This window comes from Mesorhizobium sp. WSM4311, from assembly GCF_002295115.1.
In the GTDB taxonomy this organism is placed as follows: domain Bacteria; phylum Pseudomonadota; class Alphaproteobacteria; order Rhizobiales; family Rhizobiaceae; genus Mesorhizobium.
In genome coordinates this window covers 517,497-542,504 of the sequence record NZ_NSFV01000002.1, presented here as the reverse complement: position 1 = coordinate 542,504, position 25,008 = coordinate 517,497, and the positions used below count along the sequence as shown (strand labels likewise).

Genomic DNA, 25,008 nt, shown 5'->3' with positions numbered 1-25,008 from the left:
ATGTTACCGCGTTGCAACATATATTCAATCGATTTAGATGAACGCCCGCCAGCTTACCCTGCGGCAATTTGACAATCAGGCGGCCAGCGCAGCCTCAGGAGGCGCCTTGGCGCCGGTCATGAAGGCGACGGCGTCGGACATCGTATATTGCTTGGGATCGATGACGGCGAGGCGACGGCCGAGGCGATGAATGTGGACGCGGTCGGCCACCTCGAAGACATGCGGCATGTTGTGCGAGATCAGCACGATCGGCAGGCCGCGCTTCTTGACGTCCAGGATCAGTTCGAGCACACGGCGGCTCTCCTTGACACCAAGGGCCGCCGTCGGCTCGTCCATGATCACCACGCGGCTGCCGAAGGCAGCGGCGCGCGCCACCGCGACACCCTGGCGCTGGCCGCCCGAGAGCGTTTCCACCGCCTGGCCGATGTTCTGGATGGTCATAAGGCCGAGTTCGGTGAGCTTGTCGCGGGCGCGCTTTTCCATCGCCGGGCGGTCGAGCATGCGCAGCCATTGTCCGAGCAAGCCGGGTTTGCGGATCTCACGGCCGAGGAACATGTTGTCGGCGATCGACAATGCCGGCGACAGCGCGAGGTTCTGGTAGACGGTCTCGATACCGGCCTCGCGGGCTTCCATCGGCGACTTGAAGGCAACGGTCTTGCCTTCAAGCCGGATTTCGCCTTCGTCGGGCACGACAGCGCCTGAAATCGCCTTGATGAGCGACGACTTGCCGGCACCGTTGTCGCCGATGACGGCGAGGATTTCGCCGGGATAGAGGTCGAAGTCGGCATTGTCGAGGGCGGTGACGCGGCCATAGCGCTTGACCAGGCCGCGCGCGGTGAGAATGGGGTCCTGGGTCATGCCGAAACCTTTCTGATCCATTGGTCGACCGCCACGGCGCCGATGATCAACACACCGGTGAGCAGCACTTTCCACTGCGGGTCGGCGCCCAGCATGTTGAGGCCCATGGAGACGACGCCGACGATCATCGCGCCAAACAGCGTGCCCAGGATCGAGCCGCGCCCGCCGAAGAGGGAAATACCACCGATCACCGTCGCGGTGATCGCCTGCAGATTGTAGTCGGTGACGGCCGCCGACGGCGAAATCGAACCGTTGCGGCCGATGGAGACCCAGGCGGCGAAAGCGGCGATCAGCCCGGCAAGGGTGTAGACCGTCACCAGCACCTTCTTGGTCTGGATGCCCGACAGCTTGGCCGCCTCCTGATCGTCGCCGACGGCGTAGACATGGCGGCCCCAGGCGGTGTGGTTGAGGACGTACCAGAGCAGCAGCACCAGCGCGACCATGGCGATGACGCCGAGCGTCAGCACCGCGGTACCGACCTTGAAGCTCATGGCGAACAGATGCAGCAGCGGCGCCTGGGTGTCGACGTCGGTGTCACGGATCGTTTCATTGGCCGAATAGATGAAGTTCGTGGCCATGACGATGTTCCACGTGCCCAGCGTCACGATGAAAGGCGGCAGCTTCATGTAAGCCACCAGCAACCCGTTGAGCAGCCCGCAGGCTGCACCGGCGGCAAGCCCGAGCGCCACTGCCACTACGCTCGGCAAGCCGTAACTGACGGCGCAATTGCCCATGATCACTGCTGAGATCACCATGATGACGCCAATCGACAGGTCGATGCCGGCAGTCAGGATGACCAGTGTCTGCGCAGCGCCCAGAATGCCGACGATGGCGATCTGCTGCAGGATCAGCGTCAGCGTATAGGACGAGAAGAAGCGCCCGCCAATGGTGATGCCGAAGATGATGATCGACAGGACCAGCACGATCAGCGGCACCGCCGCCGGCGTCGAATGCAGGAAATGCTGGACGCGCCTGACTGCGGATTTGTGTTCGTCGAACGCGGCAACGCTGGTGTCGCTGCCCGAGAGAACCTTCTCGAATTCCTGAGTTTGAGCCATGTTTCCTCCCCGTGAGGGGTCAGCCTAGCGCCGACGCCCGTCCACGTCTTTCCGGTCTGTCGCCGGGATTGTTCGCGGTCACGCGACCCATCGTCCACCCGAAGCGGTCGGGGATCAAGCCCCCGACCGCACGAGTTCGGTAATTGCCGGTCAGGCCGGCATCAGCCCCAGCACTTGGCGAGGCCTTCCTTGGTGTCGATGGACTTCACGCCGTTGGCCGGCTTGTCGGTCACCAGGTTGACGCCGGTGTCGAAGAAATTCTTGCCTTCGGTCGGCTTCGGCTTGGTTCCATCCTTGGCGAAGGCGGCAATCGCCTCGATGCCGAGCGCCGCCATCTGCAGCGGGTACTGCTGCGACGTCGCGCCGATGACACCTTCCGTCACCGACTTTACGCCGGGGCAGCCGCCGTCGACGGAGACGATCAGCACCTGTTTTTCAAGGCCGACAGCCTTGAGCGCCTGGTAGGCGCCGACCGCGGCGGGCTCGTTGATGGTGTGGATGACGTTGATGGTGTTGTCCTTCTGCAGAAGGTTCTCCATCGCCTTGCGGCCGCCCTCCTCATTGCCGTTGGTGACGTCGTGGCCGACGATGCGCGGATCGGTTTCGTCGCCGATCTTGTTGGGATCCTTCACGTCGATGCCGTAGCCCATCATGAAGCCCTGGTCGCGCAGCACGTCCACGGTCGGCTGCGACGGCGTCAGGTCGAGGAAGCCGATCTTGGCGTCCTTGGCCTTGTCGCCGAGGGTCGCGGCGGCCCAGGCGCCGATCAGCTTGCCGGCCTCCAGATTGTCGGTGGCGAAGGTCGCGTCGGCCGCGTCGATCGGGTCGAGCGGCGTGTCGAGCGCGATCACCAGCAGGCCGGCGTCACGCGCCTTCTTCACGGTCGGCACGATGCCCTTGGTGTCGGATGCGGTGATCAGGATGCCCTTGGCGCCGTCGGCAATGCAGCTTTCGATCGCCGCCACCTGGCTTTCGCTGTCGCCGTCGATCTTGCCGGCATAGGTCTTGAGGTCGACGCCGAGTTCCTTGGCCTTTGCGGTCGCGCCTTCCTTCATCTTGACGAAGAAGGGATTGGTGTCGGTCTTGGTGATCAGGCAAGCGCCGACGCCGGCTGCGGAGGCGGACGACGCAAACGCCATCAGACCCAGGGCAGCCGCGGCAAACACGGTCGATTTCAACAATTTTGTATTGGTCACGATCTTCCTCCCAGTGGAACCATTCCGGATGCCGGCCACCGGCATCTACGGCGCATCCTACGAATTCTCCCAGCGTGGACGCCGCCTCAACAGACACCAGACCGCAGCTGCTGTCAATAATTAAATCACTCTTATTTATTATTGACAGCCTTGCGTCGTTCACTCATTCTGGCCCAAAAGCCTTGAGGGGAAACGATGGGAGGAACAGGGTGGAGACCGCCACTGCGAGGCACGGTTCGCCCGAAGCGAATGACAGCCTGATTCACCGCGGCACCAACCAGAGTGGCATGCGCGATCACAACGAGCGGCTGGTGCTCTCGCTGGTGCGCCAGCAAGGCAGCCTGGCGAAATCCGACATCGCCCGCATGACCGGACTTTCGGCGCAGACGGTTTCGGTCATCATGCGCGAACTCGAGGAAGAAGGCCTGCTCGTGCGCCAGGCGCCGCTGCGCGGCAAGATCGGCCAGCCTTCCATACCCATGGCGCTCAATCCGGAGGGCGCCTTCTTCATCGGCCTCAAGATCGGCCGCCGCAGCGCGGAACTGGTGCTGATCGATTTTCTTGGGCACGTGCGCTCGATGCTGCAGCACTCCTATCGCTATCCGGCACCGCGCGAGACGGTTGAATTCGTCACTTCAGGGATGAAGAAGATGCGCGGCGAACTGACACCGGCGCAGGACAAGCGCATCGCCGGGCTCGGCATCGCCATGCCGTTCGAACTGTGGAACTGGGCCGACACCGCCGGTGCGCCGCGCGACGTCATGGACGAATGGCGCCACCGCGACATCAGGGCCGATATCCAGTCGCAATGCGATTTTCCGGTCTATCTGCAGAACGACGCCACCTCGGCCTGCGGCGCCGAGCTCGTCTTCGGCCAGGCGGGCGGCGCACGTGACTTCGTCTATTTCTATATCGGCGCCTTCGCCGGCGGCGGCATCGTGCTCAACGGCCGGCTGTTCGGCGGGCCAACCGGCAATGCCGGCGCGCTCGGCTCCATGCCGGTGCCCGGGCCGGACGGCAAGCCGACCCAGTTGATCGACGTGGCGTCGATCGCCATGCTGGAAAAAGCGCTCAATGCCCGCGGCGTCGAGGCCTCGCACCTATGGACGTCGCCCGAGGATTGGGGCGAGATCGGTTCCGAACTCGACGACTGGATCGCCAGCGCTTCACAGGCGCTCGCCTATGCCATCGTCGCGGCGTCCTCGGTCATCGATTTCGAGGCGGCGGTGGTCGACGGCTGGATGCCGCGGGCGGTGCGCCGCAGGCTGGTCGATGCCATCATCGCGGCCATTGCGACAATCGACGGCGAAGGTCTGAAACTTCCCGCCGTTCGCGAGGGCACCGTCGGCATTCATGCCCGGGCGCTCGGCGGGGCCAGCCTGCCGCTTTCCGAGCGCTTCCTGATCGGCTCGACGACGATTTCCAGGAGCGCCTGAATGCTTATCGGAATCCCGGCGCTGCTCGGTCCGGACCTTCTGGCGACGCTGCGCGCCATGGGCCATGGCGATGAGATCGCCCTGGTCGACGGAAACTATCCGGCCGAGGAGCAGGCAAAGCGCCTGATCCGGGCCGATGGTCATCTTCTCATTCCGGTGCTTGATGCGATCTTGAGCGTGCTGCCGGTCGACGACGCCGTTCCGGAAGCCCTGTTTCGCGCCTCCGTCAAAGGCAATCCCTCGATTGCCGATCCAGTCCATCACGAGATCGAGGCGATCTGCGCCAAGCACGCGCCGGGCCGCAAGGTGGTTGCACTGGCCGGCGCCGACTTCTATGCACGGGTCAAGTCGGCGCATGCCATCGTCGCGACAAGCGAGCCCAGGCTTTACGCCAACATCATCATCCGCAAGGGCGTGATCTATCCGCCGGAGACCAAGACGCCATGATCCTCTGCTGCGGCGAAGCCCTGATCGACATGCTGCCGCGCATCACGACGCAGGGCGAGCCGGCCTTTGCCCCCTATGTCGGCGGCGCGGTGTTCAACACGGCGATCGCGCTTGGCCGATTGGGTGCGCCGGCCGGCTTCTTTTCGGGCCTGTCGTCGGATCTTTTCGGCGGCCAGTTCAGGGATGCGCTGGGCGCGAGCAAGGTCAGTTCCACCTATGCCCACACCTCGCCCAGGCCGACCACGCTCGCCTTCGTGCGGCTGACCAATGGCCAGGCGACCTACACGTTCTACGACGAGAACACCGCGGGGCGCATGCTGACGATCGACGACCTGCCGTCGCTCGGCAACGAGATCGAAGCCATGCTGTTCGGCGCCATCAGCCTGATCTCGGAGCCCGCCGGCGGCGCCTATGAAGAGTTCATGCGGCGCGAGCACGCAAGCCGCGTCATGATGCTCGACCCCAACATCAGGCCGAACTTCATCCCGGACAAGGCCAAGCACCTCAAGCGCATCCGCGAGATGATGGCGATGGCCGACATCGTGAAACTGTCGGACGAAGACCTCCATTGGTTCGGCGAAGCCGGCTCGCATGAGGATGTCATCCGCAACTGGCTCGATCGAGGACCCAAGCTGATCGTCGTGACCCATGGCAGCGAAGGTGCCGTCGGTTACACCAAGGACCACACCGTCACCGTGATGCCGGAAAAGGTCGAGGTGGTCGATACGGTCGGCGCGGGCGATACGTTCAACGCCGGCATTCTCGCCTCGCTGCATGAACAGGGCCTGCTGACGAAGGCGGCCATCGGCGGCCTTCCGCAAGACGCCATTCGCAAGGCATTGGCGCTTGGTGCCAAGGCAGCGGCAGTGACCGTGTCGCGCGCGGGCGCCAATCCGCCATGGCGGCATGAAATCGCCTGAGTAACGCTCAATTTAAGTTGAGCCAGCCGATCACTTTATGTTTCGCGGGGCCGCCCAGCGGGACTATAAAGACGCAAGCGCGCCTGACGAAGCCCGGATTTCCGGCATCTTGTGAAGATACGCCGGAAATCGGAGGTAACAGACTGCGACACCCAGGCAATTGGCGGCTCTGGCTGTCCGGCTTTCTCGGCAAGCACAACTCTGGTACCAGCGGGCCGTCCTTTGGCTAAACCGCCTGGTTAAAAATCGTTTTTGAGGCTGACATGCAGTTCATCGATCTTGGCGCACAGCGCGAACGCATTCGCGACCGGCTGAAGGCCGCGATCGACCATGTCGTCGAGGACGGCCGTTATATCCTTGGCCCGCAGGTCGCGGAGTTCGAGAAGAAGCTTGCGGCCTATATCGGCACCAAACATGTCGTGGCCTGCGCCAACGGCACCGATGCGCTGCTGCTGCCGCTGTTCGCCGCCGGGATCGGCCCGGGCGACGCGGTGTTCGTGCCGAGCTTCACCTTTGCCGCCACCGCCGAAGTGGTGGCGCTGGCCAAGGCGGAACCTGTGTTCGTCGATGTCGATCCGGTGACCTACAACATCGACATCGCCAGCCTCGAGGCGGCCATCGCCATGATCAAGAAAGAAGGCCGGCTGCAGCCGAAGGCGATCATCCCGGTCGACCTGTTCGGCCTCGCCGCCGACTACGATGCGATCATGGCGATCGCCAACCGCGAAGGGCTGTTGGTGATCGAGGACGCCGCCCAGTCGATGGGCGGCGTCCTCGACGGCAAGATGTGCGGTGCGTTCGGCCATGTCGGCTCGACCAGCTTCTATCCCGCCAAGCCGCTTGGCTGCTATGGCGACGGCGGCGCGATGTTCACCAACGACGACGAGATGGCCGACAAGCTGCGTTCCTTTGCCTTCCACGGCAAGGGCGAGACGCAGTACGACAACATCCGCGTCGGCATCAATTCGCGGCTCGACACGCTGCAGGCGGCGATCCTCATTGAAAAGCTCGCCATTCTCGAAGACGAGATGGTGGCGCGCCAGTTGGTGGCAAACCGCTATGCCGAAGGGCTGGGCGACATCGTCACCGCAGCCCGCAACCTCGACAGCAGCCGTTCGGCCTGGGCGCAGTACGCCATCGAGACGACCAAGCGCGACGGCCTGAAGGTGCATCTGAGCGAAAAGGGCATTCCGTCCGTCATCTACTACGTCAAGCCGCTACATGCGCAGGTCGCCTATAGCGACTACCCGCGCACGCCGACCGGTCTTGCCGTCTCGGAGGAACTGCCGAAGCGCATCCTGTGCCTGCCGATGCACCCCTATCTCAGCGAAGCTGACCAGGACCGGATCATCGAGACGATCCGCAACTATATCGGCTCGAACTCGGCGCAGGCCGCAGCCGAGTAATCGGCAGCAGCTCTCAGGCGGGGCTCGCCCCTGCCCTGCCGCTGGCAATGAAATGCGGGTTGGCGAAATCCTCGTCATCGGCCTGATCGCGTTTGCCGTAAGCCAAGGGCTTGCCATCGAGCGTTCGTGTCGTACCGCCCGCCGCGCGCAGCACCGCGTCCCCCGCGGCGGTGTCCCATTCCATGGTTCGTCCAAAGCGAGGATAGACATCCGCCTCGGCGCTGGCGAGAAGACAGAATTTCAAGGAAGAGCCAACGGAAACGATCTCGGCTGCGCCGAGGTCGCGAATATAGGCTTCGGTTTCAGGCGTGTTGTGGGAGCGGCTGGCAACCACGGCAAGTGGTGATGTCGCCGCTCTCACCGAAATCGGCCGGCGGCCGACGATCTGATAGTCGTCATCGATTTCCAGGGCTTCCGCGCGGCCCGGCCGTCCCGAAAAGAAGCGGCCGGTGCAAGGCGCGAAGACGACGCCGACTTCCGGCACACCATGGCGGACAAGCGCGATGTTGACGGTGAAGTCGGTGCGGCGATTGACGAATTCCTTGGTGCCGTCGAGCGGATCGACAAGGAAAAAGGCCTCACCAAGATCGGTCGGCATGATTCCAGACGCCGCTTCCTCTTCGGCCACGCAGGGAATCTCGGGAAATGCGGCGCGCAGGCCGGAGAGAATGATCTTCTCGCTCTCGCGGTCCGCCTCGGTCACCGGCGAGGCGTCTGATTTCCGGTCGACGGCGCAGCCGGCGTGGAAGACGCGCATCACCTCGCGTCCAGCCGCCAGGGCCAGCCGCTCGAAGATGTCGAGCATCGATCTGTCGTCAGATACCGCCGCCACTTTCATATTGGTCTTCGGCAATGTCGCGCTCATTCAGCCAATGTTCCAGGGCATCTACCATCTCTTCCGCCGATTTGCCGAGCGTCTTCAGATGGATCTCCGGGTTTTCCGGCGCTTCGTAAGGTGAATCCACGCCGGTGAAATTCTTGATCTCGCCATTCAGCGCGCGGGCATAAAGGCCCTTCGGATCGCGCCTGGCGCACTCCTCGAAAGGCGTGTCGACAAACACCTCGATGAACTCGCCATCGGCCATCAACTCGCGCGCCACGCGCCGTTCGGCGCTGAACGGCGAAATGAAGGAGACAATCACGATCAACCCGGCATCGGCCATTAGTTTGGCCACTTCGGCGACCCGGCGGATGTTCTCGACGCGGTCGGCATCGGTGAAGCCGAGATCGCGGTTGAGACCGTGACGGACATTGTCGCCGTCCAGAATATAGGTGTGACGGCCGGTGGCGAACAGCTTCTTCTCGAACAGGTTGGCGATGGTCGACTTGCCGGAGCCGGAAAGCCCGGTGAACCAGAACACAGCAGGGCGCTGGTTCTTCATGTCGGCGCGCACGCGCTTGCCGACATCGAGCGATTGCCAATGGATGTTCTCGGCACGACGCAGCGAGTGCACGATCATGCCCGCGCCGACGGTGGCGTTCGATATGCGGTCGATCAGGATGAAGGCGCCGGTGGTCCGGTTTTCGGCGAAGGGATCGAAGGCGATCGGCGCCCGTGTCGAGATGTTGCAGATGCCGACTTCGTTCATTTCAAGCGACTTGGCCGCCTCATGGGCGAAGTCGTTGACGTTTATGCGGTATTTCAGGTCGGTGACGGTGGCGCTGGTCTGGTCGGTTTCGGTGCGCAGGATATAGGAGCGGCCCGGCAGCAGCGCATGCTCGTCAAACCAGACGATGTTGGCGGCGAATTGATCGGCGACCTGCGGCCTGGCGGCCGGCGAAACCAGCATATTGCCCCTGGAGACTTCGACCTCGTCGTCGAGAACAAGCGTGATGGCCTGGCCGGCCACTGCCTGTTTGAGATCGCCGCCATGAGCGACGATGCGTTTGACATGCGAGGACTTGCCGGATTTGGCGACGACGACCTCGTCGCCTTGCGCGATGGCGCCGGAAGCGATCGTGCCGGCAAAGCCGCGGAAATCGAGATTGGGGCGGTTGACGTACTGCACCGGAAAACGGAACGGCTGCTCGACGGCGGCTTCTTCGACCGACACGATCTCGAGGTGCTCGATCAGCGTCGGACCGGAATACCATAGCATGTTGTCGGAGCGGCCGCTGACATTGTCGCCGTAGCGGGCCGACATCGGGATCGGCACGATGGTCTGGAAGCCGAGATCGCGCGAGAATTGTGCATAGTCTTGGACGATCCGGTCGAAGACCGCCTGGTCGAAATCGACGAGATCGATCTTGTTGACGGCCAGCACGATGTGACGGATGCCGAGCAGCGAGGCGATGATCGAATGGCGCCTTGTCTGACGCAGCACCCCTTGCCTTGCGTCGATCAGCACAATCGCCAGATCGGCGGTCGAGGCGCCTGTCGCCATGTTGCGGGTGTATTGCTCGTGGCCGGGCGTGTCGGCGACGATGAATTTGCGCTTCGGCGTGGCGAAGAAGCGGTAGGCGACGTCGATGGTGATGCCTTGCTCGCGCTCTGCCTCGAGACCGTCGACCAGCAGCGCGAAATCGATGTCATCGCCCGTGGTGCCATGTTTGCGCGAGTCGCGTTCGAGCGCCGCAAGCTGATCCTCGAAAATCTGCTTGGTGTCGGACAGGAGGCGGCCGATCAGCGTCGACTTGCCGTCGTCGACCGAACCGCAGGTCAGGAAGCGCAGCAGCGACTTCTTCTCCTGCGCTGCCAGGTAGTCGCGGATGCTGTCGGTGGGGGCGAGGCTTTTTGCCATGATGTGACGCATGGTCAGAAATATCCCTCGCGCTTCTTCTTTTCCATCGAGCCGGCTTCGTCACGGTCGATCAGGCGGCCCTGCCGCTCGGATGTACGCGCAGTCAGCATCTCGCCGACGATGGCTTCGAGCGTGTCGGCATCGGATTCGATGGCGCCGGTGAGCGGATAGCAGCCCAAAGTGCGGAACCGCACCACGCGGTTCTCCACTGTCTCGCCGGGGCGCAGTTTCATGCGGTCGTCGTCCTTGAGGATCAGCATCCCGTCACGCTCCACCACCGGCCGTTCCTTGGCGAAATAGAGCGGCACGATCGGGATGTTCTCCTGCAGGATGTACTGCCAGATATCGAGCTCGGTCCAGTTCGACAGCGGGAAGACGCGGATCGATTCACCCGATGCGATGCGGGTGTTGAAGATCTTCCACATTTCGGGGCGCTGGTTCTTCGGATCCCAGACATGTTGGGCATTGCGGAACGAGAATATGCGCTCCTTGGCGCGCGACTTTTCCTCGTCGCGGCGGGCGCCGCCAAAGGCGGCATCGAAACCGTACTTGTCGAGCGCCTGGCGCAGCGCCACGGTCTTCATGACATGGGTGTGGGTGTTCGAGCCGTGGTCGAACGGATTGATGTTGTCGCGCACGCCGTCTTCATTGACATGAACCAAAAGGTCGAAGCCCAGTCTCTGCGCCATCTGGTCGCGGAAAGCGATCATCTCGCGGAACTTCCAGGTCGTGTCGACATGCAGGAACGGGAAAGGCGGCTTGGCGGGATAAAACGCCTTCATCGCCAGATGCATCAGCACGGATGAATCCTTGCCGACCGAATAGAGCATGACCGGCTTGGCAAAGGCGGCCGCAACCTCGCGAAAAATGTGGATGGACTCGGCTTCAAGCCGCTGCAGATGCGTAAGCGCGATTGTCATAGACTGTGAGCGTTCTCTCGTGCCTTGCGACAGAAGACCTTGCGTCAAATCATCGAGCTTTTGTGCCCGGTTCAAGCGTCGCTTCTGGACAAAGTGTTTCGTGCGGGCGTTCTAGCAGATCGGCGCACGGCAAAACAATGCAAGACGAGCCCGGCAGCAGTCAGTTCGGGAATGATTTTTCCATGTTTTCGCCAAAACCCGGAAATTTCTGTTCGCAAGGCTTGCAACCGGGAAAAGGCTAGGAAAAAATTACTCGGCAGACCATGTTGACGGACGCCCCTTGAGCCGATTCCCAATCGTCGGGCACCGGCCGCCGATTTTAGGTGACGACAAGCTCCACCGCACTATCGAAAAGACAGCCCAGCCGCTATACAACCCCCGGAAGCGGGCAAGATGCGTCATCAGGCACGGGCAAATTTCAACGCGAGCACACTCGGTCGGCCGAACAGGATGTGCCGCATAGAGCTACTCGAGAATAGCGAGCCCGAAACTTGACCCGGCTTTCGTCTGCAAGTCAGCAACTCACGCCGTCGCGGATCAATATCTACTTCTCCATTCTTTGCTTCTTTTTTCCGCCGGTTTTGGGATCGGTGGTCAGCTTCGTATTCAACGGCGGCGCTCTGTCGTCCGTCCTGTTGATCGCCCTCAAGAAAAGGCGCTTCAATACCGACCCGGCGATGATGGCGATGACGATCGCGATCTATGCCTATTGCGCGGCCAATCTGGTGGCGTCCATCGTCAACCATGCGATCGCCAGGGACGCATTGCACCTGATCCCGCTAGTCACCTTCCTGTTTTTCCCCATCTCCTATTCGACCTGGAGCATTACGCGGAAGACGACGCTTGTCCGTATCATCGTGCTGAGCAGCATGGCGACCTGTTTTGTCGCGCTGCTTCTGGCGGTCTTCCAACAACATTGGCTTGGTATCCGCGCCGAGGGGGGGGCCGGGAATGCAATTGTGTTCGCGGAGGTCCTCTGCCTTGCCGTGGCGGTCTGCGTGGCCGGCGCCCTGTCGGATATAGAGAGACACAGGATCGCCCTCATTTGCGCGGCACTTGGCGGGACGATCGCCATCATCTACTCCGGCACCCGCATTGTCTGGCTGGCACTGCTGATTGCCGGTATCGCCGTTCTACTGATCAACCAGCACAGGCTCAAGGGAAGGAACGCCATTCGCCTGCTGGTGCTGCTGCTGGCGGCCGGCGCCGTCATCGCGGCTGTCGGCTTCCAGACAATATCCGGGCGTGTCGACTTTCTGCGTTCCGACTTGGACGCGCTCGCCCTCAACGGTGACCACACGACGGCTACAGGATTGCGATTGGCCGTGTGGGATATTGGCCTGAAGGCGTTTCGTGGGATGCCGCTGTTCGGACATGGAGTGGGTGCCACCCAGGCCCTGATAAAACAGGGCTTCCACGATCAGTTCGGGATGGATGCAGGCTTCAATCATTTCCACAACGGCTTCCTGACCGCCCTGGTGCAGGCAGGACTCCTGGGCGCCTTGACGCTGGCCGCGATCTTCGTCGTTGCCGCCAGGAACGCAGCCGTGGTTTTGCGAAATAGCACCGATCCGATCGAGCGTTTTGGCGCTACCATGATTGTCATCGTGGTGATCACCTATCTCACGTCCGGGATGACAGGCATCCTGATTGGCCACGACATTCTGGACTCGGTGCTGATGGTCTTCCTGGTGTCGGGAACGTATCTCGCCTCGGGCCGCCAGGCTCCGTTGCCGCAAGACCAGGCGTTTCCGCCCGAGACGCAAGAGCGAGTGCTTCCGCCGGTGACGGAAGACGCCCTTCGTCCAGGGATGAAGATCGGGCGCTTCGATTCACGCAATAGCGGTTTAGGGCAAGACCAATGAAAGTCCTGGTCACAGGCGCGACAGGCTTCATCGGCCGTCGAGTGGTGCATCGGCTTCATGAGGCGGGCGCCGAGCTTCGCCTCGCGTCCCGCTACCCGGAGAGGCTTGGTCGGGGGCATGAGGCCATGCAGATGCCCGATGTCGATGCGCCGACGGCTGCCTTCCTGGCGCTTGCCGGGGGTGTTACCGATGTCGTTCATTGCGCGGGTCTGAACAATGATGAAGGCAACGCCGCCGAAGCCGATTTTCGGGCGGCCAATGCGGAATTGAGCGCAAGGCTGGCGCAGGCGGCGGCCGAACAGGCAAGCGGACGGTTCATCCAGCTCTCCTCGATCCGGGCCGTGATCGGCGCGCGCGTCAGTGCAACGATCGACGAGGACACGATTCCCGATCCGCAATGCGCCTATGGGCGCTCGAAGCGCGAAGCAGAGATCAGGGTGCTGGATGCCTATGCGTCGCATGGCCGTTCCGACGCCACCGTGCTGCGGCTGCCGCCAGTCTACGGAGCCGGCATGAAAGGAAACCTGGCGGCGCTGATGCGCCTGGCCGATACGGGCCTGCCGCTGCCGACAGGTGCCCTGACGGGAACCCGCTCGCTGCTGTCATCGCAATCGACGGCAGGTGCGGTATGGCATCTGCTCAGCCTTTCGGGGCGGCTGCGATCGATCTATGTCGCCAGCGATGTGCCGCCGGTTTCGATCGCCGACATTGTCGGCGCCTTTCGCGACGGTTTCGGACGGCCGAGGCGCCTTGTGGACGTGCCGGCCAGGCCGTTGCGGGCGGCCGCGATCCTGTTGGGCAAGCGGGCGTCCTGGGACAGTCTGACCGCGACACAGATATGCGACCCTTCCCTGCTCGTATCCGAAGGCTGGCTGCCGGAGACCGGGACGCTGGAGCGGTTGGCCGAAATAGCGCGGCTCGGAGACGCTCAATCGCCTCAGTTGCGATAGAGCGTTCCAAACAGGATGCGAAGGTCGAGCCAGAACGACGCCCTCCTGAGATAGGCGGCATCCGTTTCGGCCAGAAGCCGCGGGTTGGACATGTCGATGCCCCTGATCTGGGCCATGCCGGTAATGCCCGGACGTGCCGCCAAAACCCCCAGCTGCCGGCGACGCTCGATCAGTTCCGTCTGTGTCGGCAGGCAAGGGCGCGGCCCGACCAGGCTCATCTCGCCCCGAAGAACATTCCAGAATTGCGGCAGCTCATCGAGCTTGAACTTCCGCAAGGTCCTTCCGACCGCGGTCACGGCATTTGCTGGCGCCTCGTGCGAGGGCAAGGACGGCGTGCCCTGATACATCGTCCGCAATTTGTGGCAGCGAAACAACACACCATCGCGGCCGACCCGCGTCTGGGAAAAAATCACCGGACCGGGCGACGATGCCCGCACCGCAAGCATGCAGAGCAATAGAACAGGGGATGTCACCAACAACAGCAAGACCGCCGCGACGAGATCGAAGGCACGTTTCAGTCCCTTCACGGCCGTCCCCTCATCGCTAGCGCCATTCCAGGAAGAGTGTGAAACGGTTTTCCCGGCAAAGGCCAGGAGCGCTTTCCCGGCGGAAATTGCTCCGACACCGCCGGCCGCGGAATCGATATCCAGGCAAAATCCCGCCATTCAACCGTCAGCCGCAACGTATCTAACCTGCTTGCCCGACCCTTCTCGGGCCAGTTTCCTGCTGCGTGTCGGGCGCCGGCGTCTCCGGCAGATGGAGTTGCGCCAACACGGCAAGGGCGGAAGCCTTGTCCTGGCTCTTCATTGCCGCCTGCAACGCGGCCAGCGCAGCCTGAACCGTAGGCCACGCCACCACATCGGTCCTGAGACCGAAGATCTTGGCGATGTCGAGCATGATGATCTCTTCGTTGGCGCCCTGTAGCGTCTCATGCAGCTTCTCGCCGGGCCTGATGCCGGTGAAGCGGATCGGGATATCCGCATAGGGCGTCTTGCCGGCCATGCGGATCATGGTCTCCGCGACCTCGAGAATCGGCACGGGTTTGCCCATGTCCAGCATATAGATGGCATAGTCGTCCTTGCCGTTACGCGACTGGGCGTCGGCGGCCGCCATGATGACGAGATCGACGGCTTCCGCCACCGTCATGAAATAGCGGGTCATGCGTCGATCGGTAATCGTGACCGGGCCGCCGGCTTCGATCTGTGCCTGGAAGATGGTCGCCACCGAACCATTGGAGCCAAACACGTTGCCGAACCGCACGGCTATGAATTTGGTGCCCGTACGGCGCCCGTCCGGCGCGATTGCGTGGCTTTCGTGCAAGGAACTGACGAGTTGCTCGGCGGCTCTCTTTGTGATGCCAAGCACCGAGGTCGGATCCACGGCCTTGTCGCTCGATATGAGCAGGAACTGCGGAACACCGCATTTGGCGGCAACCTCAGCGCAGACAAGCGTACCGAAAACATTGGTCTGGATAGCCGATTCCCAGTTCTCCTCGAGCAGCGGAACGTGCTTCAGCGCCGCGGCATGAAAGATGATGTCCGGTTTGAATTCCGTGACGACACGAGTCATCTGACGCCGGTCCGCGACATCGACAATGCGCACCTTCAGGCGATCATGGTGCTTTTCGTCGACATACTGGCTCAACTGGAAGATGCCGAACTCGGAATTGTCGGCGACCAGCACCGCCCCTGCTCCCAGCTCCAGCGACCGCTTGACCAGCGTGCGGCCGATAGATCCGGCGCCTCCCGTCACCAGGACGCGCTTGCCGCCGACGAAGGCGCCAATACGCGCGATATCGGATGGCACGGTCGGGCGGCGCAGGATCGTTTCCATCTCGACTTCGTCGAGAACGATCTTTCCCTCCTGCCCAAGCTGCGAAAGGCTCGAGAACTGCAAGACGGTTATGCCGCCATGCCGGGCGACACGCACAAGCTCGGAATATTCCTCGATCTCATGCTCGACGCCGCTGCCGAAAATAAGCAGGTCGATGCTCCTGGTGCCGGCGGCGTAGTCCTCCAGGACATCGATCAGGCGTGGCCGGGACGCCACCACGGGAACACCTTGAATCCGTGTGCCCAACGGTGCGCCGCGCTCGGTCGCCATGATGCCGGCAATGGAATAGTCGGTCGGCTCTGCCGTGCGCGTGAAGCGAATGATCAGGTCGGCCTCACCAAGCCGACCGACGAACAGCGCCCGCCTGGCCTGCACCTTATCGACCCTGAGGGTGAGGATGCCCCAGCTCGCGCCGTCGCGAAGAAATCGGTAGAACAGCCTCGGCGCCGATATGATGGTGAAGGAAACGAGGAAAAAGACGATGAATTGGCGTTCGTTGAGGCCAGCCACGGGCTGGATGAGACGAAACATCCGCGAAACAGCATAAAGCACGACCGTCAGAATCGCACAGCTCTTCAGAATGTTGAAAAAGTCCGGGGTCGAGGCAAAGCGCCAGATCGTGGTGTAGAGACCACAATATCTGAACAGCAGGTGGCTGATGAGAACGATCCCGGCCCAGGCGACCAGGCCTTGGTAGGAGAATGCATCGAACGAAAGGTCTGACCGGGAGAGGACGAGACTAAGCGCCACCGCAACCAGGACCATGAGCAGGTCCTGGACCATGATGATGACGCGCCGTATCTTCGGTCGAAATCCGAACACGGCTTCTGCAAAGGAAGTCATTGGCGAGTATTGAACTCCAGGCGTGAGAACTTCAACACTAATGCGGCGTCAGATCGAACACCATCCGTCACCGGCCACCTGTTCTCAGCGTCAAATCCTCGGCCCCCGCCATCGCTACCGCATAGCGTGGACGTGAGGTCATCGCCAGAGATTTTTTCACAGACAGTTCGATTGCGATCAAGTGCCGACCAGATATCGCGCAACCGGCGGAGAGGTTTAAGGTTCACGCTGTTGCCAGGAGCAGGTCAGGCGGTGCGATTGGCTGGCGTCTGACGCACTTTCCACAGCGCTGCCGTTACCCGTTCGTTCATCGCGACGCACTATTTTTCAAGATCTCGGGGAAAACCTCTGGTGGGCGGCGAAGCGCTTTTCGGTTAACAGGGGAACCTACCTCGATATGACAGCCTTCCCTCTCATCAGCCAAAGCGAAGTGATGAAATTTGGATCGAGTGGCCTCAGAGGCCTGGCTTCGGAATTGGTCGGGAACCCGAGTGGGCTTTATACTGAGGCTTTCGCCTGGCGCGTGGCTGCCGGCGGGATTCAGCCGAATGCCATGGTGCTGGTGGGTCGTGACTTACGCGACAGCAGCCCCACCATTGCCGCCAACTGCATGGCAGCCCTGGCGGCAAGCGGGCTTCAACCGGTCGATTGCGGCGCCATTCCAACACCGGCTTTGGCGCTGTACGGCCAGCAGCATGGCGCAGCGGCACTTATGGTGACGGGTTCGCATATTCCCGCTGACCGCAACGGTATCAAATTTTACGGCCCGCACGGCGAGATCAGCAAGGCGGATGAAGCCGCCATGGCACAATACGCCGCTGGAAGATCGGGAGCCTATCGCCCTCCGCCTCCGCCAGGAACGGCCTTGCCAACACGCCATGATCAGGCGATCGCCGCCTATCGCGCGCGCGCCGAGATCATATTGCAGCCCAATTCCCTTTCCGGCATGAGGGTCGGCGTTTATCAGCACAGCTCGGTGGCGGCGGATCTGCTGGTCGAGATTCTCCAATCCCTTGGCGCTCATGTGACGCCTGTCGGGAAATCCGGTACCTTTGTGCCCGTTGACACCGAAGCCGTCAGCCCGACCACACTTGCCAAATTCAAACGTTGGGCTGGGGAATTCAACCTCGATGCCATCGTGTCGACAGATGCCGATGCCGATCGTCCGCTTATCGCCGACGAGAATGGCGATCTTTTTCGCGGCGACCTGATCGGCCTCGCCACCGCCTTGTTCTTGCGGGCAGACGTCGTCGTGACGCCGGTGACTTCCAATTCGGGCATTTCGAAAGCTTTCGGTTTCGAGGTCGTGAGAACGAAAGTCGGATCTCCCTTTGTCATCGAAGGGATGGAAGCATCATACCATGCCGGCCGCATCGTCGTCGGCTTCGAGGCCAATGGCGGCGTTCTCCTGGGATCGGATTGTTCCCTGCGCGGAAAGACACTGGCGGCATTGCCGACACGGGATTCCCTACTCCCGATCCTCGCCGTCCTGGGTCTGGTTGCATCGACAGGAAAAACGCTGTCGCAGCTGCGCGCGGTTTGGAAGCTTCCGGTTTGCGCAAGCGAGCGACTTGAAAACTTCCCGGTGGAAAGCTCGCACAGCCTGATGCACCGCCTCGCGGATCGGGATGCGTTGCAGCAATTCCTGGCGCCTTTCGGGACCGTTGCCGAAGTCGACGAGACCGACGGCTTCAGGATGCGAATGCAAACTGGTGAGATCATCCATTTGCGGCCCTCCGGCAACGCACCTGAACTTCGCTGCTATTCGGAGGCTGCAAACGCGGACAGAGCGGCCGCGATCGTGGCATTGACGCTTGAAAGGGCGCGGGCGATCACGTCCGCGGATTGAACAGCGGCCGTCTCATGAAGATGGTTATCGCACTGGCGCAAGCCCCCTTCCGACGGGTCACTGCGTTCGCTGGCCTCATGCGGGAACTCCCCGACGTATCGCCGTCAAATTGTGCCGGCGAAGAAGCGCTCAGCCGATAGAGCACGGAGGCACCGCTCGACCACGCGCCTTGAAGCAATTCGATTTCAGATGCGACCCAGGATGAATGCGAGATAGAGCCCCAAGGTCCCGGCAAGGGTCTGCCGATAGACACCGCTTGCGGGCAGAGTGCGCAAACGCTGGAAAAGACTGCCCTGCCGACCGCTTGCGAACAGGTCGAGGCACGCCGCGGCATCCGGCGTAAGGAGGTCGCGATTGACCGCCAGGCCGGCAAGGTTGACATCGGTCCAGTCGGCAAACTCGCCCTTGAACAGGCGCCCAAGCCGCGAGACTCTTGCCCGCCATGACACGTTGGCACCGACAAGGTTCGCCGCGTGCTGCCGGTAGTGCACCAGCGGCCGCGGGTCGTAGTGGACAACGCCGCCGGCGCCGGTGACAATCAGATAGGCCCACCAGTCGTGGCTGACGAAGCCCGTGCGTGCCGAAGCCCTTGCCAACAGATCGCGTGCCGCACAGTTGAGCAGGATGGTGTTGCCGCCGGCGATGCTTTGCACGAGCGCGTTGCGGAAGGACGGCGGCCGCCGAAACAATGGCGACTGGCCGACAAGGCTTCCCGTTTCGGTCATGGTCGCGGTTCGCGAGCAGAACATCAACGGCGTTTCCGCGCCGAACGCCTGCATCCATTGGATGGCACTTTCCAGCCTGTCCGGCTCCCAGACATCGTCCTGATCGCTGAAGGCATAGAAGTCGGCATCGATACGCCGGTCGAGTATCATCGAACGGAAATTGGCCGCGAACCCTCGGTGCGGCCCCTCGACCAACGTCACTCGACCCTTTGTCCAGCGGGACTTCCAGGCTTCGATGATGGGAACCGTGCCGTCGACGGAGCCATCGTCGGAGATCCAGAGGTCGATGAGCGGATGCGACTGTGCGAGCAGGGATTGCAACTGCTCATCAATGAACGCGGCGCCGTCTTTCGTGCCCATCAGCACCGCTATGCGCAGATCTGCCCTATCCACGAATGTCGAACACCTTACTTGAGTTCATGAAGGCGAGGTGCATCTGTGGCCGAAGTCCGAATACAGATTCCAGCTTCATCGGATGGCACCAGCTCCAGGTTCGTGGACGTGAACACCAGCACAGTGCGAACACGAAAATCGCTCATGGCCGTTCTTTCCTCAAAGGGCGATTTCCGGCCCGTCGCGTTGTATCGCATACTGTGGGCTCGAAGTCATAGCCAGAGGTTTTTTCGGGAAGAGCCGACGGTCAATAGAGAAGCGTGGCGCATCATCCTTGGGAGATTGCCGCGAGCCTGACATTAGTCTCGGCTAACGAAGAAAGCCGCATGGCATCAGCCCGTGTCCAGTTTTGCCGCAGTTGACTCTGCTCTTGACCTCGTTACGACGCAATGCGTTGCCATATGCCTGTCGAAATGGCTATTAGAGATGGGTGTGGTGGTTCGCCATGGCCAGCGAAGGACAATGCGCCAGAACAACGGATTGCGATACTCCCAGCTATGATTGCGGCACTAAACGGCGCTTTTGACGACATCTCAAAAGCCATGAGATTACACCGGGTCTGGATCGCGCTTGCCCATGAGGACATCGGCGACCAGCACAGACGCACGACGCTCGGCCCGCTTTGGATGCTGGTCAACTATTTCGCTTTCGTCGGCACATTTGCCTTTGTTTTCGTGACCAAGGACGCAAGCAACCCCAGCTATATAGCCTATGTGGCCATCGGCATGCTGGTGTGGTTCTATCTTACCGAGACCATCACCATGAGCGTGTCTCTCTTCCAGCGCGAAGCGAGCTTCATTCAGGGCACGACGCTGCCGTTGTTCGTGTATGTGATGCGATTGACGATGCAATGCATCATTCGGGCTGGTTATTCGCTGGCGGGTTGCGTTCTCATTCTGCTTTTGAGCGGTTACGGCATCAACACGAACTGGCTGCTGTCCTTGTTGGGATTGTTGCTCCTCATCCTGGCAACCCCTGCATTTGTGGTGGTTTTTGCGTTCCTGGGCGCATTCTTTCCCGACAGCGAATTCATCGTCGGCAACCTGATGCGGGTGGGCATGTTCTTCACGCCGGTCTTCTGGGTCTATAGTGGGCAAGAGGGCGTTCAAGAATATGCCTATCATTGGAACCCGTTCACCTATTTCCTGGAGGGCGTGCGCGAGCCGATCACGGCGGGCATATTTCCGGGGCATTCCTTGGCGGTGACAGGTTATTTCTGCCTCGGCCTCTGGGCTATTGCGCTGCTGCTGCTGGGCCTTTATCGCAAGCGCATCGTTTTCCTGATCTGAGTTCCATGACCTCCATCACCCTGAACAATGTCAGCCTCGTCTATCGCCTGTTTGAAAAGTTGACGCTTTCGGCGCCCGGCCGGCGTCGGAGCGCTCTCGGCGGCAATATAGCCAAGTCGGGCACCAAACAGGTCGTGCAGGCGCTCGACGGTGTCAGCTTCGAGCTCAAGGCGGGCGACCGGTTAGGGCTTGTCGGCCCGAATGGCGCCGGCAAGACCACCCTGCTCAAGGTTCTATACGGAATCTACCAGCCATCGGGTGGCACGATATCGATCGCAGGCAAGGTCGATGCCCTGTTCAACATCCACATAGGGTTTCGTCCCGAGGCCACCGGGCGCAGAAACATCGTGCTGAGAGGGTTGATCAGCGGTTGGACGGCGGCCGAGATCGAAGAGAAGATGGAAGAAATAATCGATTTCAGCGAACTGGGCGACTTCATCGACCTGCCGTTCAAGGCGTACAGCCAAGGCATGGCGGCACGTTTGGCGTTTGCAGCAGCGACCACTCTCGAGCCTGAAATTCTGCTAATGGATGAATGGATTGGCGCCGGCGACGCGTCGTTCCAGGAAAAAGCCAAACGACGCATGGACGAACTGGCGGAAAAGGCCGGCATCATCGTGCTGGCCAGCCACGACGATGCGCTCATCCAGCGCGTTTGCACGAAGAAACTCACACTTAGAGGTGGCCGGGTGGAGTCGCTGGCTTAAAGCGTCTCGCGATATTCGATATCGAGATCGAGCAAGGGCTCGATAGTCGTAGCATCATCCTTTTCCGCAGGCCGTCAACGGTCCAAAACCACTCGCGAAGTCGCGGCCGAACGACAGAAATCGGCCCGCCCTGTCAGCCCCGCAACCCGACCAAGAGTTGCGTCCGTCGCGATCTTCATAGATTGACGTTTTGATAGAGGCTGGTCTAAGCGTACTGAAAGTTGACCAACCGGACCGAAAAGCACCTCAATTTGATAACCCCAACAGCCGGATTGCCACAGGCACCGAGGCGTCAAGCCATCTTAATCCTGGGAATGCACAGGAGCGGAACCTCGGCGCTTGGGGGCGTAATCAATGCATTGGGAGCAGCCGGCCCGAAGACCCCGATGCCGTCGCACGCGGCCAATCCGCGCGGATTCTTCGAGAGTGCGCCCCTTGCCCTTGCCCACGACGAACTGCTCGCATCGGCAGGCTCGTCCTGGCTTGACTGGCGTCAACTCGATCAGCAAAGGATGAACTCAAAGGCAACAGAACCGTGTCGCCAGAAAATAAAACAGCTGCTCATCGATGAGTTCGGCGACGAACCGTTGATCGTTATCAAAGACCCACGGACATGCAGATTTGTTCCGTTCATGTCGTCGATCTTGGACGAAATGAATGTCAGCCCTGTCGCCCTTCTGCCCGTACGCAATCCTCTTGAGGTCGCATATTCGCTGCGCCGGCGACATAATTTAGCGCTGCCAGCGTCCCTGCTGTTGTGGCTCAGGCATGTGCTCGAAGCTGAATATCATTCACGACACATGCCGCGATATATTCTGTCATATGAAGGGTTCCTAGCCGACTGGCGAAAGCATATGGACCGCGCAGCTGAAAAAACCGGTGTCGCCTGGCCAGCTCAGCCCGACCACTCGGACGTCAAGATCGAACAGTTTCTGACGACAGACCTCTATCATGAAAGGTCCACGCTGGAAGATGTGCGTAATCATCCGGATGTTACGGCGCTGGTCCGTGAGAGCTATCAAATTCTGACCGCAATCGCCGCCGGCGATGAAGACGATGGCTTGCTTGCTCAGCTGGATATGATGCGGACGAGATTCGACGAAGCCTGCGAAACATTTTCGGCGGCCATGGCGACGGAGGAATTGGCGGTTGCGCAATTGCATGGTGAGCTTGGCGCGCGCAGCACCGAGATAAAGTGGGTCCGTCAAGAGAATTCGAAGCTTGCGAGCTTCTTGGAACAGCAATCCGTTCAAGTCCGCGGCTTGGCTGACGAACGTGATGCCCTCGTCGGATTTCGCGACACTCTGATCGCTGAACGGGATGCGCTCGTAAATACCCAAGCGAGCTTAATCGCTGAACGGGATGCCCTCGTAGATACCCAAGCCAGCTCAATCGCTGAACGGGATGCCCTCGTAGATGCCCAAGCTAGCTTAATCGCCGAACGCGATGCGCTCCTACGGGACATGAACTGCATCGCCAATGAGCGCGACGCGCTGCTCACGTCGCGCAGTTGGCGGCTGACCGCACCTTTGCGGCTGATACGTCGCTTGTTCGCCCGTGGCTGATGCATGCGCGGACAGCAAACGCGCGGCGAGAGGCAGTTGGCGCCCTCACGAGCGACTTGCCCACGTGAGAGTGCTCTGTTTGTTGCATCGCCATCTGGCTAATCCCCAAACGCGATTATTCTTCGCAGGCCGCGATAGAGTGGCCTGAGAATCCTGAACGCTAGTGGCGATCTGAACACGATCGACCTCTTGATCGAGAAGAGGAGGCCGTGAAAGGATCTTTTCACGCCGAGGTTTCCGAATTCCGCCGGCGATGCATTCTCCAGCAATGATATCAATTTGGTTTCCAACATTACGTAGTTGTGAGCAGCATTCCTTGTGGTCATCACGTGCCGGAAGCTATAGCCGGCGTCGATTGCGACATAGGCTATGAGCCGCTCTATGGCATGGACCAAACTCCCATCCCGATAATCCATATTGGCAAAATCGTTCCAGCCCCACTCTTCTTCGAAAAGCTTCCTTAGAGCTGCAGGGCGAAACCAGTACATCCCACCGTAAGGCGCGACAGGTGTACTGTGATCCAGATGGGCATTCAGACCCAGTTTTTTGGCCAATTTTGCAACATTGGGCTTGTTGCCGAACCATGAGTTTCCCATGGTCGGATATCCAATATGGATGATCGGAGGAATAACGAGACCAAGTGCGGGGTTCTTGGCGAAAAGATCAAGCAAATTTAGAACATAATCAGGGCTGTGGAGAAGGTTCTCGAACATGTGAAGCTTGAACAAATCTCCCTTTGTGCCGTCTTGGGAAGATCGCTTGGAATGTATCCGGCATATCAAATCGTAGCGGTCCTCGAGCACATAGTCACGGCACCCGATGAGAAGGGCTGAAGTATCCCGGCCGTCATTCGACTGGACGACCAGAACCACGGCCTTTCTGCAGTTCGGTGCTTTGGTGATTGCCTGCTGGATCAACGCCTGCTTGTTGGTATTGTCGGTCGTAATGATGAGGTCATAACCCTTCGGGATGTTTTCGGTGTAGCCCAGAATCTCATCGATCATGTCGGCGTGATAGACATGGGCAAGAACAGCTACCCGAAACCGGGTTCTTCGAGCACCAATATGCACATCTGGCAGGACGGAGAGCAGCGCGGCGTTGCTATTGAGCGTTCGGGGTGGGCCCAGGCGACCGACGCTTCTCCATATCAGCGACAAATCGTAGTCCGATCGCTCTTCGATTATCTCCAAGGCTCGCGGCAGATTGATCGCCTCGCGCTCGAGAAACAGCGGGTCATGAAAGAAGAGGCGACGCTTCAGGATCGGGCTCCGGTCCTCCAGCGTTTTGTCCGGCTCCATGAAAACCGGGTATGGCGTCTTGTATCGCTCCGGATCGAGCAATACCGAACAGGTGTAGCCCAAAGCCTGAAAATGCGCTGTGAACACCATCTCGTGCTTCGCAACTGACTCCATATACGAGTTGATGGACACCATCCGGGTCCAATAGTCACGAAACGCCTTCGACTGATGCAAGGACCGCCGCACTGCGATGAAATGGGAGTTGAGATGGAAAGGCAGTTCGGATTTTGTGACGTCGATCGGATGGGGTCTTAACGCCCTGTGGGCGGAGATTCCCCAAAAGTCGCAGTGACGCCGGTCCATCTCCGAGAACATTTCCGAGAAGGGGAAAATCGGCCCGTAGAAAGTGTGGTTGAAAAACAATATCTCGTCGAAGTGTGAAAGTTCATCCCACCCGATATGTTCGAGGGCAGCCCGATAGGCCCAGACATCGAACCCCTTGTTTTCCCTGACCAGGACGTCGGCGGCGGCCTCGGAAAGGCGAGATTCGGCCGCTTCGTCCACCGGACCGTTGCAAACCACCAGCAGTTTTTCAACAAAAGGCTTTATCGATGCGATCAGGTGAAAATAATACTCATCTATCTTGCCATCTTGATCGTAATAAAATGCGATTGCCAGGCGCCTCATCGGCCTATCTCTCTCTGGTGCATATGGAACTTAAAATTGGCGCGCGCCCCGATACGGGATCGAAAGAGACGTTGGCCGCATC

At 60.6% G+C, this 25,008-nt stretch carries 20 protein-coding genes; 10 read left to right on the top strand and 10 right to left on the bottom strand.

Translation table 11 applies throughout. The features are described from left to right. Nucleotides 1-75: 75 nt before the first annotated feature. The 3 genes from CK226_RS06365 to CK226_RS06355 form a co-directional block, all read right to left on the bottom strand. Nucleotides 76-879: an ATP-binding cassette domain-containing protein gene (locus CK226_RS06365; RefSeq protein WP_245437673.1), complete on the bottom strand. Its 804-nt coding sequence runs from the start codon at nucleotides 877-879 to the stop codon at nucleotides 76-78. Next, complete coding sequence (locus tag CK226_RS06360) at nucleotides 855-1,916, bottom strand: ABC transporter permease (protein WP_095791350.1); 1,062 nt, start codon at nucleotides 1,914-1,916, stop codon at nucleotides 855-857. The genes CK226_RS06365 and CK226_RS06360 overlap by 25 nt, the downstream gene beginning before the upstream one ends. Before the next feature lie 161 nt (nucleotides 1,917-2,077). Further along, complete coding sequence (locus CK226_RS06355) at nucleotides 2,078-3,094, bottom strand: sugar ABC transporter substrate-binding protein (protein WP_179295792.1); 1,017 nt, start codon at nucleotides 3,092-3,094, stop codon at nucleotides 2,078-2,080. Between the two features lie 227 nt (nucleotides 3,095-3,321). Here CK226_RS06355 and CK226_RS06350 point away from each other — a divergent pair, with 227 nt between their 5' ends. The 4 genes from CK226_RS06350 (at nucleotide 3,322) to CK226_RS06335 (ending at nucleotide 7,321) form a co-directional block, all read left to right on the top strand. Next, on the top strand, nucleotides 3,322-4,548 hold the full coding sequence (locus CK226_RS06350; RefSeq protein ID WP_095786564.1) for an ROK family transcriptional regulator: 1,227 nt from the start codon (nucleotides 3,322-3,324) through the stop codon (nucleotides 4,546-4,548). After that, nucleotides 4,549-4,995 carry an RbsD/FucU domain-containing protein gene (locus tag CK226_RS06345; RefSeq protein WP_095791349.1) on the top strand — a complete coding sequence of 149 codons (447 nt, stop codon included), beginning with the start codon at nucleotides 4,549-4,551 and terminating at the stop codon, nucleotides 4,993-4,995. It abuts the gene before it with no gap. Next, nucleotides 4,992-5,915: a carbohydrate kinase gene (locus tag CK226_RS06340; RefSeq protein ID WP_095786565.1), complete on the top strand. Its 924-nt coding sequence runs from the start codon at nucleotides 4,992-4,994 to the stop codon at nucleotides 5,913-5,915. The genes CK226_RS06345 and CK226_RS06340 overlap by 4 nt, the downstream gene beginning before the upstream one ends. Nucleotides 5,916-6,178: 263 nt before the next feature. Continuing rightward, entirely contained in the window at nucleotides 6,179-7,321 is a 1,143-nt protein-coding gene (locus CK226_RS06335) for a DegT/DnrJ/EryC1/StrS aminotransferase family protein (protein WP_095791348.1), read from the top strand. A 13-nt stretch (nucleotides 7,322-7,334) separates the two neighbouring features. On the opposite strand, the gene cysQ is transcribed toward CK226_RS06335, so the two are convergent. The 3 genes from cysQ to cysD are packed head-to-tail and all read right to left on the bottom strand — an operon-like array spanning nucleotide 7,335 to nucleotide 10,982. Further along, nucleotides 7,335-8,126: a 3'(2'),5'-bisphosphate nucleotidase CysQ gene (gene cysQ, locus CK226_RS06330; protein ID WP_179300989.1), complete on the bottom strand. Its 792-nt coding sequence runs from the start codon at nucleotides 8,124-8,126 to the stop codon at nucleotides 7,335-7,337. 10 nt (nucleotides 8,127-8,136) lie between these two features. Continuing rightward, on the bottom strand, nucleotides 8,137-10,074 hold the full coding sequence (gene cysN, locus CK226_RS06325; protein WP_179300975.1) for a sulfate adenylyltransferase subunit CysN: 1,938 nt from the start codon (nucleotides 10,072-10,074) through the stop codon (nucleotides 8,137-8,139). Nucleotides 10,075-10,076: 2 nt separating this feature from the next. Beyond that, the gene (cysD, locus tag CK226_RS06320) at nucleotides 10,077-10,982 is read right to left on the bottom strand and encodes a sulfate adenylyltransferase subunit CysD (protein WP_095791346.1); all 906 of its coding nucleotides are present in this window, start codon (nucleotides 10,980-10,982) and stop codon (nucleotides 10,077-10,079) included. Nucleotides 10,983-11,473: 491 nt separating this feature from the next. Here cysD and CK226_RS06315 point away from each other — a divergent pair, with 491 nt between their 5' ends. Together CK226_RS06315 and CK226_RS06310 are read left to right on the top strand one after the other, a co-directional pair. Continuing rightward, on the top strand, nucleotides 11,474-12,847 hold the full coding sequence (locus CK226_RS06315; protein ID WP_245437672.1) for an O-antigen ligase: 1,374 nt from the start codon (nucleotides 11,474-11,476) through the stop codon (nucleotides 12,845-12,847). Continuing rightward, on the top strand, nucleotides 12,844-13,797 hold the full coding sequence (locus tag CK226_RS06310; RefSeq protein WP_095791345.1) for an SDR family oxidoreductase: 954 nt from the start codon (nucleotides 12,844-12,846) through the stop codon (nucleotides 13,795-13,797). The genes CK226_RS06315 and CK226_RS06310 overlap by 4 nt, the downstream gene beginning before the upstream one ends. Here the strand turns inward: CK226_RS06310 and CK226_RS06305 are convergent. Beyond that, the gene (locus CK226_RS06305; RefSeq protein WP_095791344.1) at nucleotides 13,785-14,324 is read right to left on the bottom strand and encodes a sugar transferase; all 540 of its coding nucleotides are present in this window, start codon (nucleotides 14,322-14,324) and stop codon (nucleotides 13,785-13,787) included. The two genes, CK226_RS06310 and CK226_RS06305, sit on opposite strands and share 13 nt — an antisense overlap. 160 nt (nucleotides 14,325-14,484) lie before the next feature. Continuing rightward, nucleotides 14,485-16,473 carry a nucleoside-diphosphate sugar epimerase/dehydratase gene (locus CK226_RS06300; protein WP_095791343.1) on the bottom strand — a complete coding sequence of 663 codons (1,989 nt, stop codon included), beginning with the start codon at nucleotides 16,471-16,473 and terminating at the stop codon, nucleotides 14,485-14,487. 397 nt (nucleotides 16,474-16,870) lie between these two features. Here CK226_RS06300 and CK226_RS06295 point away from each other — a divergent pair, with 397 nt between their 5' ends. Next, nucleotides 16,871-18,322 (top strand): phosphomannomutase, encoded by a 1,452-nt coding sequence (locus tag CK226_RS06295; protein ID WP_095791342.1) that lies wholly within the window; start codon nucleotides 16,871-16,873, stop codon nucleotides 18,320-18,322. 185 nt (nucleotides 18,323-18,507) lie between these two features. Here the strand turns inward: CK226_RS06295 and CK226_RS06290 are convergent, their stop codons facing one another. After that, a complete protein-coding gene (locus tag CK226_RS06290) occupies nucleotides 18,508-19,440 on the bottom strand; it encodes a glycosyltransferase family 2 protein (protein ID WP_095791341.1) in 933 nt (310 codons plus the stop codon). Between the two features lie 497 nt (nucleotides 19,441-19,937). On the opposite strand from CK226_RS06290, the gene CK226_RS06285 reads away from it, so the two are divergent. The 3 genes from CK226_RS06285 (at nucleotide 19,938) to CK226_RS06275 (ending at nucleotide 23,001) form a co-directional block, all read left to right on the top strand. Then, nucleotides 19,938-20,729: an ABC transporter permease gene (locus CK226_RS06285; protein ID WP_095770836.1), complete on the top strand. Its 792-nt coding sequence runs from the start codon at nucleotides 19,938-19,940 to the stop codon at nucleotides 20,727-20,729. 5 nt (nucleotides 20,730-20,734) lie between these two features. Then, the gene (locus tag CK226_RS06280; RefSeq protein ID WP_095770837.1) at nucleotides 20,735-21,436 is read left to right on the top strand and encodes an ATP-binding cassette domain-containing protein; all 702 of its coding nucleotides are present in this window, start codon (nucleotides 20,735-20,737) and stop codon (nucleotides 21,434-21,436) included. Nucleotides 21,437-21,822: 386 nt separating this feature from the next. Then, nucleotides 21,823-23,001, top strand: a complete 1,179-nt coding sequence (locus CK226_RS06275) for a sulfotransferase family protein (RefSeq protein WP_245437671.1) — start codon at nucleotides 21,823-21,825, stop codon at nucleotides 22,999-23,001. Nucleotides 23,002-23,099: 98 nt separating this feature from the next. Here CK226_RS06275 and CK226_RS06270 read toward each other — a convergent pair whose 3' ends face one another. Further along, nucleotides 23,100-24,926, bottom strand: a complete 1,827-nt coding sequence (locus CK226_RS06270) for a rhamnan synthesis F family protein (protein ID WP_095786574.1) — start codon at nucleotides 24,924-24,926, stop codon at nucleotides 23,100-23,102. Between the last annotated feature and the right edge of the window lie 82 nt (nucleotides 24,927-25,008).

Bases quoted from the DNA above. Each gene is read 5' to 3' on its own strand.
- CK226_RS06365 (WP_245437673.1), bottom strand. From the start codon at position 879: ATGGATCAGAAAGGTTTCGGCATGACCCAGGACCCCATTCTCACCGCG.
- CK226_RS06360 (WP_095791350.1), bottom strand. From the start codon at position 1,916: ATGGCTCAAACTCAGGAATTCGAGAAGGTTCTCTCGGGCAGCGACACC.
- CK226_RS06345 (WP_095791349.1), top strand. From the start codon at position 4,549: ATGCTTATCGGAATCCCGGCGCTGCTCGGTCCGGACCTTCTGGCGACG.
- CK226_RS06340 (WP_095786565.1), top strand. From the start codon at position 4,992: ATGATCCTCTGCTGCGGCGAAGCCCTGATCGACATGCTGCCGCGCATC.
- CK226_RS06335 (WP_095791348.1), top strand. From the start codon at position 6,179: ATGCAGTTCATCGATCTTGGCGCACAGCGCGAACGCATTCGCGACCGG.
- cysQ (WP_179300989.1), bottom strand. From the start codon at position 8,126: ATGCTCGACATCTTCGAGCGGCTGGCCCTGGCGGCTGGACGCGAGGTG.
- cysN (WP_179300975.1), bottom strand. From the start codon at position 10,074: ATGCGTCACATCATGGCAAAAAGCCTCGCCCCCACCGACAGCATCCGC.
- cysD (WP_095791346.1), bottom strand. From the start codon at position 10,982: ATGACAATCGCGCTTACGCATCTGCAGCGGCTTGAAGCCGAGTCCATC.
- CK226_RS06310 (WP_095791345.1), top strand. From the start codon at position 12,844: ATGAAAGTCCTGGTCACAGGCGCGACAGGCTTCATCGGCCGTCGAGTG.
- CK226_RS06300 (WP_095791343.1), bottom strand. From the start codon at position 16,473: ATGACTTCCTTTGCAGAAGCCGTGTTCGGATTTCGACCGAAGATACGG.
- CK226_RS06295 (WP_095791342.1), top strand. From the start codon at position 16,871: ATGACAGCCTTCCCTCTCATCAGCCAAAGCGAAGTGATGAAATTTGGA.
- CK226_RS06285 (WP_095770836.1), top strand. From the start codon at position 19,938: ATGATTGCGGCACTAAACGGCGCTTTTGACGACATCTCAAAAGCCATG.
- CK226_RS06280 (WP_095770837.1), top strand. From the start codon at position 20,735: ATGACCTCCATCACCCTGAACAATGTCAGCCTCGTCTATCGCCTGTTT.
- CK226_RS06275 (WP_245437671.1), top strand. From the start codon at position 21,823: ATGCCGTCGCACGCGGCCAATCCGCGCGGATTCTTCGAGAGTGCGCCC.
- CK226_RS06270 (WP_095786574.1), bottom strand. From the start codon at position 24,926: ATGAGGCGCCTGGCAATCGCATTTTATTACGATCAAGATGGCAAGATA.